This window comes from Ruegeria sp. P10, from assembly GCF_056534925.1.
In genome coordinates this window covers 103,886-117,608 of the sequence record NZ_JBQERJ010000003.1, presented here as the reverse complement: position 1 = coordinate 117,608, position 13,723 = coordinate 103,886, and the positions used below count along the sequence as shown (strand labels likewise).

At 58.1% G+C, this 13,723-nt stretch carries 13 protein-coding genes; 9 read left to right on the top strand and 4 right to left on the bottom strand.

What is annotated here, in order from left to right:
- Positions 1–18 precede the first annotated feature (18 nt).
- Positions 19–999 carry an arginase family protein gene (locus ACR0FB_RS06435; RefSeq protein ID WP_480619788.1) on the top strand — a complete coding sequence of 327 codons (981 nt, stop codon included), beginning with the start codon at positions 19–21 and terminating at the stop codon, positions 997–999.
- On the opposite strand, the gene ACR0FB_RS06430 is transcribed toward ACR0FB_RS06435, so the two are convergent.
- Positions 996–1,964, bottom strand: a complete 969-nt coding sequence (locus tag ACR0FB_RS06430; RefSeq protein WP_171722983.1) for an agmatinase — start codon at positions 1,962–1,964, stop codon at positions 996–998. The genes ACR0FB_RS06435 and ACR0FB_RS06430 overlap by 4 nt on opposite strands.
- A gap of 73 nt (positions 1,965–2,037) precedes the next feature.
- Positions 2,038–3,558, bottom strand: a complete 1,521-nt coding sequence (locus ACR0FB_RS06425) for a trimethylamine methyltransferase family protein (RefSeq protein ID WP_480619786.1) — start codon at positions 3,556–3,558, stop codon at positions 2,038–2,040.
- Positions 3,559–3,739: 181 nt separating this feature from the next.
- On the opposite strand from ACR0FB_RS06425, the gene ACR0FB_RS06420 reads away from it, so the two are divergent.
- From ACR0FB_RS06420 to ACR0FB_RS06400, 5 genes are all read left to right on the top strand, one after another.
- A complete protein-coding gene (locus ACR0FB_RS06420; protein WP_480619784.1) occupies positions 3,740–6,175 on the top strand; it encodes a GcvT family protein in 2,436 nt (811 codons plus the stop codon).
- 90 nt (positions 6,176–6,265) lie between these two features.
- Entirely contained in the window at positions 6,266–7,237 is a 972-nt protein-coding gene (locus tag ACR0FB_RS06415; protein ID WP_480490543.1) for a LysR family transcriptional regulator, read from the top strand.
- 222 nt (positions 7,238–7,459) lie between these two features.
- Positions 7,460–8,068 carry a carboxymuconolactone decarboxylase family protein gene (locus tag ACR0FB_RS06410; protein WP_480619783.1) on the top strand — a complete coding sequence of 203 codons (609 nt, stop codon included), beginning with the start codon at positions 7,460–7,462 and terminating at the stop codon, positions 8,066–8,068.
- A 261-nt stretch (positions 8,069–8,329) separates the two neighbouring features.
- Complete coding sequence (gene ppk2 / locus ACR0FB_RS06405) at positions 8,330–9,253, top strand: polyphosphate kinase 2 (RefSeq protein ID WP_480488007.1); 924 nt, start codon at positions 8,330–8,332, stop codon at positions 9,251–9,253.
- A 107-nt stretch (positions 9,254–9,360) separates the two neighbouring features.
- Complete coding sequence (locus tag ACR0FB_RS06400; RefSeq protein WP_480490542.1) at positions 9,361–10,731, top strand: MATE family efflux transporter; 1,371 nt, start codon at positions 9,361–9,363, stop codon at positions 10,729–10,731.
- Here the strand turns inward: ACR0FB_RS06400 and ACR0FB_RS06395 are convergent.
- Both ACR0FB_RS06395 and ACR0FB_RS06390 read right to left on the bottom strand, forming a co-directional pair.
- Positions 10,728–11,129, bottom strand: a complete 402-nt coding sequence (locus ACR0FB_RS06395; RefSeq protein WP_171631253.1) for a hypothetical protein — start codon at positions 11,127–11,129, stop codon at positions 10,728–10,730. The two genes, ACR0FB_RS06400 and ACR0FB_RS06395, sit on opposite strands and share 4 nt — an antisense overlap.
- Positions 11,130–11,131: 2 nt before the next feature.
- Entirely contained in the window at positions 11,132–12,334 is a 1,203-nt protein-coding gene (locus ACR0FB_RS06390; protein ID WP_480488004.1) for a pyridoxal phosphate-dependent aminotransferase, read from the bottom strand.
- Between the two features lie 92 nt (positions 12,335–12,426).
- Here ACR0FB_RS06390 and ACR0FB_RS06385 point away from each other — a divergent pair, with 92 nt between their 5' ends.
- The 3 genes from ACR0FB_RS06385 (at position 12,427) to ACR0FB_RS06375 (ending at position 13,648) form a co-directional block, all read left to right on the top strand.
- Entirely contained in the window at positions 12,427–12,819 is a 393-nt protein-coding gene (locus ACR0FB_RS06385; protein WP_171631257.1) for a helix-turn-helix domain-containing protein, read from the top strand.
- Between the two features lie 29 nt (positions 12,820–12,848).
- Positions 12,849–13,073: a succinate dehydrogenase assembly factor 2 gene (locus ACR0FB_RS06380; RefSeq protein WP_170344713.1), complete on the top strand. Its 225-nt coding sequence runs from the start codon at positions 12,849–12,851 to the stop codon at positions 13,071–13,073.
- Between the two features lie 77 nt (positions 13,074–13,150).
- A complete protein-coding gene (locus ACR0FB_RS06375) occupies positions 13,151–13,648 on the top strand; it encodes a MarR family winged helix-turn-helix transcriptional regulator (RefSeq protein ID WP_209832653.1) in 498 nt (165 codons plus the stop codon).
- Positions 13,649–13,723 lie beyond the last annotated feature (75 nt).

The window sequence follows — 13,723 nt, the reverse complement described above, 5'->3', positions numbered from 1 at the left end:
CTTTGATCCGAGGAAACCATGACAGATCCGTATGAACAATCGATGATGGACAACCTGTATTGGTGGGGCGTGCCCACATTGTTCCGGTGTCCCAATGTCGGGCCCGAAGGGCAGGATATTGCGCTGGCCGGCGTGCCGCATTCTACGGGCAACGGCACGACCGAACGGGACCAGCACCTGGGGCCACGCGCGTTGCGGCATGTCTCGGCCGTACAACGCCGGGTGCACTCGGTCTTTGAAATTGATCCCTGGCAGAGTGCGCGGATCGCCGATGTTGGTGATGTGCCCTTTCCAAAGGCCAACGACAACGAAGACTGCATCGAACGCATCACTGAATTCTACAAGACCATAGACATGGCCGGAGCGCGCGCCGTTTCCGTCGGGGGCGACCATTCCATCACCGGTGGCATTGTTCAGGCTTTGGGTAACGGCAAGCTTGCAGGCGGGCAGCCGGTCAGCTTTCTGCATCTGGATGCGCATACGGACGTCTTTACCAAGGTTGATCACTTTCTGGGGGCCAAGAAATCTGCGGCCCACTGGGGGGCCTATCTGGCCGATCAGGGGCAGGTGGATCCAACCCGGTCGATGCAGATCGGTCTGCGGGGCCATCCACGCAGTCTGGACTGGCTGCAACCGTCTTACGATTACGGGTACAACATCGTCACCATGCGAGAATTCAGACAGCGCGGATTGCAGGACGTCGTGGCGCAGACCAAAGAGGTTTTGGGTGACCGCCCGGTTTACATCACCTTCGATCTGGATTGCCTCGATCCGACCGTCGCCCCGGCAGTGTCAAACCTAGAGCCCGGAGAGAAAGGGTTCGATATTGACGAGGCGGTCGGCATTCTGCGCGCCGCACGCGGTCTGAACATTGTTGGCGGCGATGTCGTGTGCATGATGCCCACCAAGGACAGCCCGAACAATATCACCGCGCTGACCGCAGCGGCGGTCATGTTCGAGATGATTTCGATGATCGCCGAGAACGTCGCGCGGGCCTAGCGCCGCGCGTCGATCGCCTGTGCCAGAACGCAAAGCAACTCGAACATCAGCGAAATGCCAAGCCATGCCGTTCCACCTTGGGGGTCGAACGGCGGTGACACTTCGACAAGATCGGCGCCAACAAGGTTCAGGCCGGACATCCTGCGAATGACCTGCTGGGCCTGAAAGCTGTTGGGCCCGCCGATTTCAGGTGTTCCCGTGCCGGGGGCGTAAGTTGGATCGACAAAGTCGATGTCATAGGTGCAATAGGTCGGCTGCATGCCGACGATATCGCGTACCTCGTTCATGACGTCGTCTATGCCCCGGTCGAACAGCTCTTCGACGCGAATGATGCGGATGCCCTGCGCCTCGCCCCATTCGATATCTTCAGTGTTGTAGGCCGTGCCACGGATTCCGACTTGTACAAAACGCTTCGGGTCCACCAATCTTTCCTCGACCGCGCGGCGGAACGGGGTGCCGTGGGTGAATTTGTGACCTCCGAAATAAGTGTCGAACAAGTCGGTGTGACTGTCGAACTGGATCAGACCAACAGGACCTGAAGCGGCCAGGGCTCGCAGGACGGGCAGGGTGGTCAGGTGATCCCCTCCTGCGGTCAATGGTGTGATGTTGCGGGTTCGAAGATCAGTGTAGAAACGCGTGACCCGATCCAGCGTGTCTTCTATGTCGACGGGATTGGGGGCGACGTCTCCTAGATCTGCGCAGTTCACCATTGAAAACGGTGCCACACCCGTAACCGGGTTCATCGCCCTGATCATGGTGGAATAATCTCTTAATTGCCGCGGACCATGCCGGGCGCCGGGGCGATTGGTGGTTCCGCCGTCCCAAGGGATACCGACGATGCCCAGTTCGACTTCCGAGATACGTTCGTGCGCCAGATCCAACATGGGCAGGCGCATGAATGCGGGTATGCCGGCAAATCGGGCCAGTTCCATGGCGGATACCGGTTGAAAAAATGAATCGGCCATGATGCCCCATCCTCTGCAAGTTTCCTCAGCGACCCTAACGGTTCAGGACCAGGCAGGAAATGCCCGTGGCTCTTCAAGACAGGATATGAAAACGCCGGCGGATTTCGGCGTCTTGTTCCGGGGTGAGATATTCGGGGTAATGCGTGCGCAACACCTCTTGAGCGGCGCGCCGTGCGGATGACCACGCATCCATCGCGCCATCGGTTTGCCAGGTGCGGGGCTCCTGACGATCGGCGAGTTTCGGATAGAAATAGTCTCGTTCCATGGCTTCATAGGTTTGCTCGCTGCCCAGAAAATGCCCATCGCCCAAAACCGAATGGCATATGGCGTCAAAGCCAAGATTGGCTTCGGTGACCTCGATCCCGCGCAAGACGCGATACGTGTGCGAGTGCATTTCGTTGTCGAGAACGAAGGCCTCGAAGCTGACCCCGAGCAGAGATGCCGTCATGCCCGAGCTTTCATAGATCAGATTGCCTCCTGCCAGCGCTGCCGCCAGCGATGTGATGCCTTTTTCTGCCCCATGCTGGGCGTCGATGGCCTTGGCATCCGCCATCGAGGCGGCCACACCCGACGGCAAACCCAGCCAGTTCGTGATTTGCGCCGACGCCGCATTCAGGATTGCGGTCTCACCGCTGCCCCCTGCGAAAGAGCCGGTCCTGAGATCTACGATGAAGGGCCAGTTGGAAAAGACCATCGGAAAGCCGGGTTTGATCGCATTGACCATCACGAGACTGGCCAGCGTTTCGGCCAGTGACTGCGCCAGAAATCCGGCCAGAGTTGCCGGGGCGGTTGCGCCCGCCTGCGCGGCCGTGATGCAGGACATCGGCATGTTATGGGCGATGCATTCATAAACCACATCCACGGCATCCTCGCCGTATCGCATTGGTGAAATGATCGGACTTATATGCGCTTTGAGGAAGGGGCGTTTGGCGAATTCCCCGGCCCCTCCGGCGACGATGTCCAGCATCTCGACGATCGGGCCGACATGTTCCGCCAACGTGAAAGACGTTGCCATTGGCTTGGTTGTGTTGCGTACCAAAGCGTAAACGGTGTTGACGTCCAGATCGAACACATCCGGGACATCGGTTGCCACGCAGCATCGGGTGAACCAACTGACATTGGCCAGCGTGTCCTGTAGCCGGGTGAAATCATGCAGATCGGCCAGGGTGGAGGGGCGATAAAGCCCACTGTTGATATCAAGGGTCTGAACCGCAGCACCGCCGGTGCCAAAATACACGCGGTCGCCACCCACCTCGATGGATCGTTTTTCATCCCGGCCATGAAAGGTAAAGCTCTTCGCGGCCGAGGCGATGGCCTGTTTGACCATTGAACGGGGAAAAACCAGCCGGTTCTGTTCCCGATCCTGGGCACCCGCCGCCCTGAGGTCGATCGCCAGCCTGTCCGGCACGTCTCCCATCCCCAGCTTTTCCAGCAAACGCAGCGCCGTGTCATAGATCTTCTCGATTTCCGATATGCTCAAGGGCTTGAATGCCCCGCCTTTCTGACCGGGGGGGCAAGGATCAATGACGGGCTTGGCCGCACGCTGTGCATGCCGTGCTTTGCGTCCGCTTCGTTTGATGCTGTCGGATGGCATGTGTTTTCGTCACCTAGCGTTTTCCTGCACCGTAGGACCCAAGTTGTCCCGGTATCAAAGAAGAAGTGCCGTTTTCAGAATCCGAAATCGCGGTTTCGATTTTCCGGCACCCGTATCTACCCTGTTGTCTGCGCATCCCGTTATTCAGCAAGACTGGTGCCGAAGTTGAAGGAGCAATGCCATGAAGTCGCGTACCAGAGCCGTTGTGATAGGGGGCGGGATCGCCGGATGTTCGACGCTCTACCACCTGACCCGGGAAGGGTGGACCGACGTGGTTTTGGTCGAACGGAATGAACTGACCTCGGGCACGACTTGGCATTCGGCGGCGCAGGTCACCAATTTCGGCATGAACCAGACGATCGTCGGCCTGAAATCGCATTCGATCCGTCTGTACAAGGAGCTGGCTGACGATCCGGATTACCCGATCAACTATCATCACGCAGACGGTGGGATCCGTCTGGCCAACACCGAAGGGCAGATGCAGGGCTATCGTCACTTTGCGTCCATGGCGCGGGGGATGGACGTACATTTCGAGGTGATAGACGCGGATGAATGTGCCCGGAGACACCCGTTGATTTCGACGGACAATCTCATCGGTGGGCTTTGGGATCCGCTGGACGGCGACATCGATCCGGCGCAATTGTGCCAGTCCCTTGCGCGCCGGGCACGCAAGGCGGGCGCCGAGGTGTATCGAAATACGCCGGTGACCGCGCTGACACAGCACAGCGATGACACCTGGACCGTGCATACCGAGCACGGGGATATCGACTGTGATGTCGTCGTCAACGCCTGCGGCTACAGGGTCAACGAGGTCGGCGCCATGATGGGTGTTCATCATCCCGTGTCGTCCATGGAACATCAGTATTTCCTGACCGAAGAAATCGAGGCCATCCGGGATGCCGGACACCGGATGCCGCTGCTGCGCTGCCCGATCAGCGATTACTATTGCCGGCAGGAAAAGAACGGCCTGTTGCTAGGGTTCTACGAGCAGGGGTGCAAAACTTGGGGTATGGACGGGATTGATCCGAACTTCGTGAACGCATTGTGCCCGGATGATCTGGACCGCGTGACCGATGTGCTGGAAGGGGCCTTTGCGCGCATGCCCGCCTTGATGGAGGTTGGTATTCACACCGTGGTCAACGGGCCGATCACCTATACCATTGATGGCGCCCCATTGGTTGGTCCGATCCCGGGCAAGCGCAACGCGTACTGCATCATTGGGCTGCGGGCCGGGCTGGGTGAAGGTGGCGGTCACGGGTGGTTGCTGGCACAGCAGATCGTGCATGGCGATGCATGTTATGACACGTGGTGCCTCGACCCGCGGAGGTTTTCGGGTCATGCCAATGTGGAACTCACCGCGCTCAAGGCGATTGAAGATTATCAGAACGAATTCAGGTTCCACTTTCCGCATGAACATCGCCCCGCGGGCCGACCCGCCAAAACGACCCCTCTGACGCCTGTTCTGGCATCCGAAGGGGCCGAATTCACTGTGGTCAACGGATGGGAAAGGGTGGACTATTTCAAACCCGATCCCGATTTCTCGCCAACGCTCAGTTTCGATTTTGACGAAACCTTCGATTTGGTGGCCGCCGAAGTGGAAAGCATTCGAACCGGCGTCGGGCTTGCAGAGGTAAACGGGTTCAACCGCATCGAGATCACGGGACCGGACAGGCATGCATTCCTGGATCGATTGTTTTGCGGGCTTGTTCCTCGGCGTGAGGGGCGTGTCGGGTTGGGATACCTGTTGAACGACCAGGGTATGATCAAGGCAGAGGCGACGATTGCCAATCTGCCCGCCAACCACAGGGGGGCGGCCCGCGTTTGGTATGGTTCCGCGGCGGCAAGCGAGTTTCACGACATGGATTGGTTGCGCCTGCATCTGCGCAGCGATGAGGACGTTCAGTTGCGCAGTCTGACAAATGATCAAACCATTCTGGTTCTGGCTGGCCCGAAGTCGCGTTCTGTCTTGTCAGCCTGCGCCAGAGGAGATTGGTCGGCAGATGCGTTCCCGTGGCTCAGCGTGCGCGAGTGCTTTGTCGGTATTGCTCCGGCGACGGTCATGAACCTGAGTTACTCGGGCGAGCTGGCCTATGAAATCCATGTTCCAAATGCCTCGCTCTATGCGGCCTATCTTGCCTTGCGCGAGGTCGGCGAAACGTACGGGTTGAAACTGTTCGGTGCCAGGGCCGTTGAATCCATGCGCATGGAGAAGAGCTTTTTGCACTGGAAAGCCGATCTGATCACCGAATTTGATCCTTTTGAAACCGGGCTGGATCGGTTTGTCCGACTGGACAAGGGCGTCTTCGTGGGGCGTGATGCCCTGTTGAGACGGAAGTCCGAAGGACAACGACGCAAGCTGGTCCCCTTGCGCATCGATTCAACCCTTGGCCCGGCGCATCCCGGCGCATCACTGATGCAGGATGATACTGTCGTTGGCACCATCACGTCGGGCGGATGGGGGTATCGCACGGAGCTGAATCTGGCGCACGCTTTCATTCATCCATCCCTGGCGCAGCTTGGCCGCGAAATGGAGCTGGACAACTGCGGGAAACGGATTGGTGCGACGGTTATCAGCCCAAGCCCGTACGACCCGGATTTTATGCGAATGAAAGCCTAGAATCGACCGTTTTGATCAACTTCTTCATTGCCGCATGGGCAAAACTTTGCTTCGCTAGTTTCGAACAAATCGAAACAATGGTCGGTTGCCGTGTCCAAATCTCTGAGTCTTCGATGGCTGGAAGTGTTTCAGTTGATCGCCAAATCCGGATCGATTCAGCAAGTCGCATCAGAAACAGACTTGTCAATCAGCACGGTTTCGAACCACCTGCGCAGCCTTGAACGCGCGTTGGGGATTGAATTGGTCGACCATGGGCGTCGCCCGATGGGCCTGACGCCGGCGGGCGAGGTGTTTGCCCGCTATGTGCGTGAGGGTCTGACTGTGCTGAAGCGCGGTGAGGCTGAGATACGAACGGGAAACTGGCAGCATGCGACGGATCTGCGGCTGGCTTTGATCGATGACTTCGACAACCAGATCGCGCCCGACCTTGTTCGTTTTCTGGCGCAGGCTCTGCCACGGTGCAATTTCCGCCATTTCACGCGCCCAAGCCACGAAATTCTTGCCAAACTTCAGGAACACAAGCTTGACGTGGGCGTCGCCACACGACCGCTGGGTCGTACCGAGGGGCTGATCGAATACCCGTTGATGAGAGACCCCTTCATCGTCGTGGTTCCCAACAAGTTCGAAGGATCCCCGGACGAGCTGTTCAACCCGGATGCCGATTTGCCATTGTTGAGGTATTCGCGTGACTATGTGATCGGCAAGCAGATTGAAACTCAACTGGCCCGAAGCAAGTTCAGCCTGCCCAACCGGTTTGAACTGGAGTGCAACCAATCCATCATCGGCCTGGTCGCGCAGGGCAGTGGCTGGGCAATCACGACCGCGGCGTGCTTTCACCGAACGCAGAGGTTTCACAACAGGGTAAAGGCCATGCCCTTTCCCGGCAGCAACTTCGTTCGCACAGTGTCGCTGTTTACAACCGAAGTATACCCGGCAACGACGTCGGAGCTGATCCAGAAGGCCATGAGCAAATTGATACGTCAGCATTTCACAAGACCGATGTGTGCCCGGCACAATTGGCTGAAGAATGAGTTCCGCACCATGGAGATAGAGGGCGTCTAGCCCAATCTGACCGGGTTGCCGAACAGCTGGTGGTTGAGGACGAATGCTCGGACGGCTTTGACTGGACAGGCCGTGCAGGTGTTTCGGAAAACCGGGCCGATGTTCAAATTGCGGTCTGCGCTGGTTCGGGTTCTTTCTGACGGGGTGTCGAATTCGTCTCGCCTCGGGCTCAAAGCGCTTTTAGTCTCTGAACGACAGGCAATCACGTCAACAGGAAGCCAAATGAGCTGGATCAGAACCATCCCCTTCGAGCAAGCCACAGGCAGGCTGAAGAAACTCTATGACCGCGTCACGGGCCCGGGCAACAATGTGGACAATATCATGATGGCGCATTCGTTGCGCCCACATTCGATGGAAGGGCACATGGCGATCTACAAGGCGGTGCTGCATCACTCGGGCAACAAGATACCGAAATGGTTTCTTGAGGTGCTGGGCGTGTGGGTCAGCTCTCTGAACCGATGCGGATATTGCGTCGAACACCATTTCGCAGGGTTGCAGCGGTTGCTGGCCAACGAAGAACGGGGAAACGCGATCCGGGCGGCGATCGAAGCCCGTGATCCGGCCGCCGCGCCATTGGATGCAGCGCAGGTGGCGGCCATGACCTATGCGCGCAAACTGACCGAGGATCCGGGCGATCTGGTCGAAGCGGATGTGATCGCGCTGCGTACGGCAGGGTGGGATGATGGAGAAATCCTCGAGATCAATCAGGTCTGTTCCTACTTCTCTTATGCGAACCGCACGGTTCTGGGGCTGGGATGCTCGACAGAAGGCGACGAGTTGGGTCTGTCGCCCAACAACTCTGACAACCCTGACGATTGGGGGCATAGATGAAGCCTGAAACAAGGGGATCAGCGATCCGGTGCGCCAAACGGGCGCCAGCTTTGGCCATGTTGGCCGAGGTCGATTAGACGATCCAATTGAGGATTCAGGCAAGGGCCGCTCGGGCATAGCTTGAAAAACGACGTTTGTATCGGACCCTTGTATCCAGTGCGGAATTTGTGGGTTTTTGAGGCATCAATTTGACCCCAATCAAAGCGCATCCATGGCCTTTCTGCTAGCTCCTTTCCGGGACAACAGAAAAGGAAAGATTTCATGGAAGCCATTGCTCGGGTCGAAACAAATTCAACTCAGGTCAAGACCGGGCCGACGCCGGTTGCAGACGTCGCAGAGCCCAGCCCTGAAAAGATCCGGCAGGCGTTTGAAAGCGGCAAGTACCCCTATGGCCGCAAGATGGCGCGGTCGGTGTACGAAGAACAGAAGGCCAAGCTTCAGGCAGAGTTGCTGAAGGTTCAGTTGTGGGCGCAGGAAACCGGGCAGCGTTTCGTTCTGCTGTTCGAAGGGCGCGATGCTGCCGGCAAGGGCGGTACGATAAAGCGCTTCATGGAGCACCTCAATCCGCGTCAGGCCAGGGTCGTGGCCTTGAATAAACCCACTTGGGAGGAAAAGGGGCAGTGGTATTATCAGCGCTATGTTCAGGAACTGCCAACGGTTGGCGAAATGGTGTTCTACGACCGGTCCTGGTACAACCGCGCAGGTGTCGAGCGGGTGATGGGCTTCTGCTCTCCCAATGAATATCTGGAGTTCATGCGGCAGACGCCAGAGTTGGAGCGGATGCTGGTACGTTCGGGCATCCAGCTTTACAAATACTGGTTCTCGGTCACGCAGGAAGAACAGCAGCGTCGTTTCAAAAGTCGCGAGACGGATCCTCTGAAACAGTGGAAATTGTCACCAATTGACAAGGCCAGCCTCAGCAAGTGGGACGATTACACCGAAGCTAAAGAGGCCATGTTCTTTTACACCGATACCGCGGACGCGCCGTGGACGATCATCAAGTCGAATGACAAAAAACGCGCGCGGCTGAATTGTATGCGCCATTTCCTGTCGACGCTGGACTATCCGGGCAAGGATCACGACATTGTGGGTGAACCCGATCCGTTGATCGTGGGGCAGGCGCATCACGTGATTCACCGCTCCGAGCATATTCTGGGTACGACACTGCATCCGGACGCTCGTTAATCACGCCGGTGCCCGCCTGGACCGTGCAAGCGGGCACCGAGGTATCATGTTGACATTTTAGCGATCATCTCTTGTCTCGCGCCAAGCCCGCGCATATGGCTGGTGCGATGACAAAAGTGATGACATATCCGGCCCACTTTCGGGCAATTGCCGTGCTTGGCCTGCCGTTGATCGGCGGCCATCTGGCGCAGTTTGCCATCGGCCTGACCGACACCGTCATGCTGGGCTGGTACGGGGTCGAGGCGCTGGCAGCGGTTACCCTGGCCAGCAGCTATTATTTCGTTCTGTTTTTGTTTGGTGCGGGGTTTGGCTGGGCTGTCATGCCGATGGTTGCCACCGCAGCGGCAGAAGGGGACGAAACCAGCATTCGCCGCTCGACCCGCATGGGGCTGTGGTTGTCACTGCTATACGCTGCGGTGGTCATGCCGTTGTTGTGGTGGTCCTATCCGATCCTGATCGCCATGAAACAAGAGACGCATATCGCTGAAACCGCGTCGGAATATTTGCGCATTGCCGGTTGGGGATTGTTTCCGGCTCTCATCGTTATGGTGTTGAAATCCTACCTTGCGGCCCTGGAGCGAACCCAGATCGTGCTGTGGATCACGGTTACGGCGGCGGTTGTGAACGGGTTTACCAACTATGCGCTGATCTTTGGCAACTGGGGCGCGCCGGAACTGGGTGTGATGGGCGCTGCGATCGCTTCGATCGCGACACAGGTCGTTTCACTGGTCGCGGTTGTCGTCTATGTCGTCCGGACCTTGCCGGAACACAGCCTGTTCCAGCGCTTCTGGCGTCCGGATTGGGAAATGTTCATCAGCGTGTGGAAACTGGGCGTGCCCATTGGCCTGACAACCCTGGCCGAGGTGTCGCTGTTTGCAACATCCGCCGTGATGATGGGCTGGTTGGGTCAGGTCCCGCTAGCCGCGCACGGGATCGCCCTGAATTTGGCGTCGGCCACATTCATGGTGCATCTGGGGCTGTCAAATGCGGCCACCATCCGGGCCGGCAACGCGTTGGGCCGCCGTGACAAGGCGCATCTGGAGAAAGGTGCGATTGCCGTGACAGGCATGTCGCTGGTCATGTCCGTCGTGACCGTCATCCTGTTCCTGACATATGCCGAGCCGCTGATTTCCCTGTTCATGGAGGCCGATGATCCGCAGCGCGGACAAATTCTGGCTATCGGGACAGGATTGCTGGCCATGGCTGCCCTGTTCCAACTGGTCGACGGGGCGCAGGTGATTGCGCTGGGACTGCTGCGTGGTTTGCAGGATGCCAAGATACCGATGGTTATGGCGGCGCTCAGCTATTGGGTGGTGGGAATTCCGGCGTCCTACTATTTCGGCTTCGTCCGTCAGATGGACGGCATCGGTGTCTGGCTGGGGCTGGTGCTTGGCCTGGCATTCGCGGCGGTGCTGCTGATGGCCCGGTTCTGGATGCATTCGGTGCGGCAGATGCAGGCGCCGGCGGAACCGGCCTAGTCTTTGCTCAACCGGTCGGCTTTTTTCCGAACCAGAACCGTGCGCAGATCGTGCATCGCCATCAGCAATCTGTCGGTTACATCCTCAAGCTGTTCGTCGCTTGCCTTGGACTGCGCCCATTGCGTTGTCAGGTTCAAATAGTCGACAGCGCGGTGAATGTCGTCAATGTCGCGCTGGGCCAATATGGCCCGGCGCTCGTCCATCCATTGGGCGATCTCTGCCTGATCCCGTTCGGACAAAACCCGTTGCCCGTGTGGCTTGACCTCACCGTTGCGGATGTTGATGACGGCGATCTGGTCCATCTCGATCCGGCGCTGGCGGTTTTCCGTATCGATCCGAAACACCGCGGCCCCGTTTTCACGGATGCGAAAATAGTATTCGGGCAGGTCGGCAGACATGTTTACCTCAGCGATGCACAAAAGCGCTGTATACGAGCGCAGGCTTCGGTCAGGGCTGCGTCGGACGTCGCATAGCTGACCCGGAAGTTGGGTGACAGGCCGAAGGCCGCGCCAAACACGACGGCGACATCCGCCTCTTCCAGCAGGGCCGTGGCAAAGGCTTCATCGTTTTCGATGACGGTTCCCGCGGGTGTTGTTTTGCCAATCAACCCGGCGATCGAGGGGTAGACATAAAACGCGCCCTCGGGTGTCGGGCAGGTTATGCCGTCAATCTCGTCCAACATCCGCACCACCAGATCACGGCGGCGTTTGAACGTTTCATTGTTCGGGGCCAGAAAATCCTGTGTTCCGTTCAGCGCTTCCACCGCCGCCCACTGGCTGATCGAGCAGGGGTTCGAGGTGGATTGCGACTGGATCTTGCGCATCGCCGAGATAAGTTCGACCGGACCGGCAGCATAACCGATGCGCCAGCCGGTCATGGCGTAGGCTTTCGAAACACCGTTGCAGGTAAGCGTCCTGTCATACAGGCCGGGCTCCACCTCGGCAGGCGTGCAGAATTCAAATCCGTCATAGGCCAGGTGTTCATACATGTCGTCCGACATGATCCAGACATGCGGATGGCGCATCAGAACATCGGTGAGGGCCTTGAGCTCATCCCGGCTGTACCCTGCGCCTGTCGGGTTCGAGGGCGAGTTGAAGATGAACCACTTTGTCCTTGGGGTGATGGCGGCTTCCAGTTGTTCTGCCGTCAGCTTGAAGCTGTTGGCCAGCGTCGTTTCAACAACAACAGGCTTTCCACCTGCCAGCAAAACCATGTCGGGGTAGCTTACCCAATATGGCGCGGGGATGATCACCTCATCACCATCATTCATTGTTGCCATCAAGGCGTTGTACAGCGTCTGCTTGCCGCCCGTTCCAACCGAGATCTGCGCGGGCGTGTAGTCAAGCCCATGATCGCGCTTCATCTTGGCGCAAACCGCCTGCTTCAGTTCCGGAATGCCGTCCGGTGCGGTGTACTTGGTTTTTCCGGCTGCAATCGCTGCAACAGCGGCGTCCTTGATGTTTTGCGGGGTGTCGAAATCCGGCTCACCCGCGCTCAGGCCGATCACGTCGCGCCCGGCAACTTTCAACTCGGCGGCCTTGGCTGTCATGGCGATCGTGGGCGATGGTTTGACGCGTGACAGTGTCGCAGACAGGAAACTCATGGATGGCCTCGGTTTGTATGTTCAACCCGACTGTCATAGGGTGCGCCGGAATGACGATCAAGCCGTATGGACAAAGTGAATTGGAGACCCCGATGAATGATGAAAATGACTGGTATGGACCTGAGTCTGCGACATTCGGGGACCGTTTGGCAGGCGCGCGCGAAGCGGCCGGAATGACCCAGGCAGAGCTGGCGCGCCGCCTTGGCGTCAAGAAGACGACGATTGTCGATTGGGAAAACGATCTGTCCGAGCCGCGTGCGAACCGGTTGTCGATGATGGCGGGGCTGGTCAATGTCTCGATCATGTGGCTGCTGACCGGTGAGGGCGAAGGCATGGATGCCCCGGTGGAAGAGGGCGAAGGTGGAATGGAACTGTCGACCGCGGTGGCCGAATTGCGCGCCATCCGAGGAGAGATGCGGGTTTGCGCTGAACGTGCGGCGCGACTGGAAAAGAAAATGCGTCTGATGCTGGAGCAGAAGAATTGAGTGAACCCCGGGACGTACGCATCAAGCGAATGAAAATGCGATCCATGCGGCGCGGGATCAAAGAGATGGACATCATCCTTTCCGCTTATGCCGATCGCAACCTGGCCGATATGGATGCCGCCGGGCTGGATGTCTTTGACGCGCTGCTGCACGAAAACGATCAGGACCTGTATCAATGGGTCACAGGTCAGGTGCAGCCGCCGGCGCAGTTTGCCAGTTTGATTTCAAACATCGCGCAGACCTTTCAGAAATAAGACAATACCGGCTTAACCGATTTTTCGGACTTTCAGGTCATCGTGTCTCAAACAGCACGACTGAATCGGAGGGTCGGATGAGTATCGAAATGCAGGTCTCCGGGCTGGGAGCCAAGGGGTTCATGACCAGCTATCTTGAGGCGCTGGCCCTGGTGGAGCGGCTGCACCGGTTGCTGCTGGACGTCATCAAGGATGAATTCGAGCGCGTCGGCGTGCTGGAAATCAACGCGGTTCAGGCGTTGCTGCTGTTCAATATCGGCGATCACGAAGTGACGGCGGGTGAGCTGAAAAGCCGCGGCTACTATCAGGGCAGCAATGTCAGCTACAACCTCAAAAAGCTGGTTGAGATGGGGTATATGCACCACCAGAGATGCGAGATTGACCGCCGCTCTGTCCGCGTGCGTCTGACTCCACGAGGCGGGGAAATCCGCAATATCGTGTCCGACCTGTTTGCGCGTCACGCCGAAGGATTGCAAAGCAGAGGCGTGTTGGAGTTGGAAGGTATCGAAGACATCACCACGTCGCTGCGCCGGGTGGAGCGATATTGGACCGACCAGATCCGATACATCTACTGACCGCAGCTGTGCGTCGCGCAGAACCAAATCCGTCCTGCACTGATGCACAGGCCTGGCGGCCTTGTTCAAATGCGG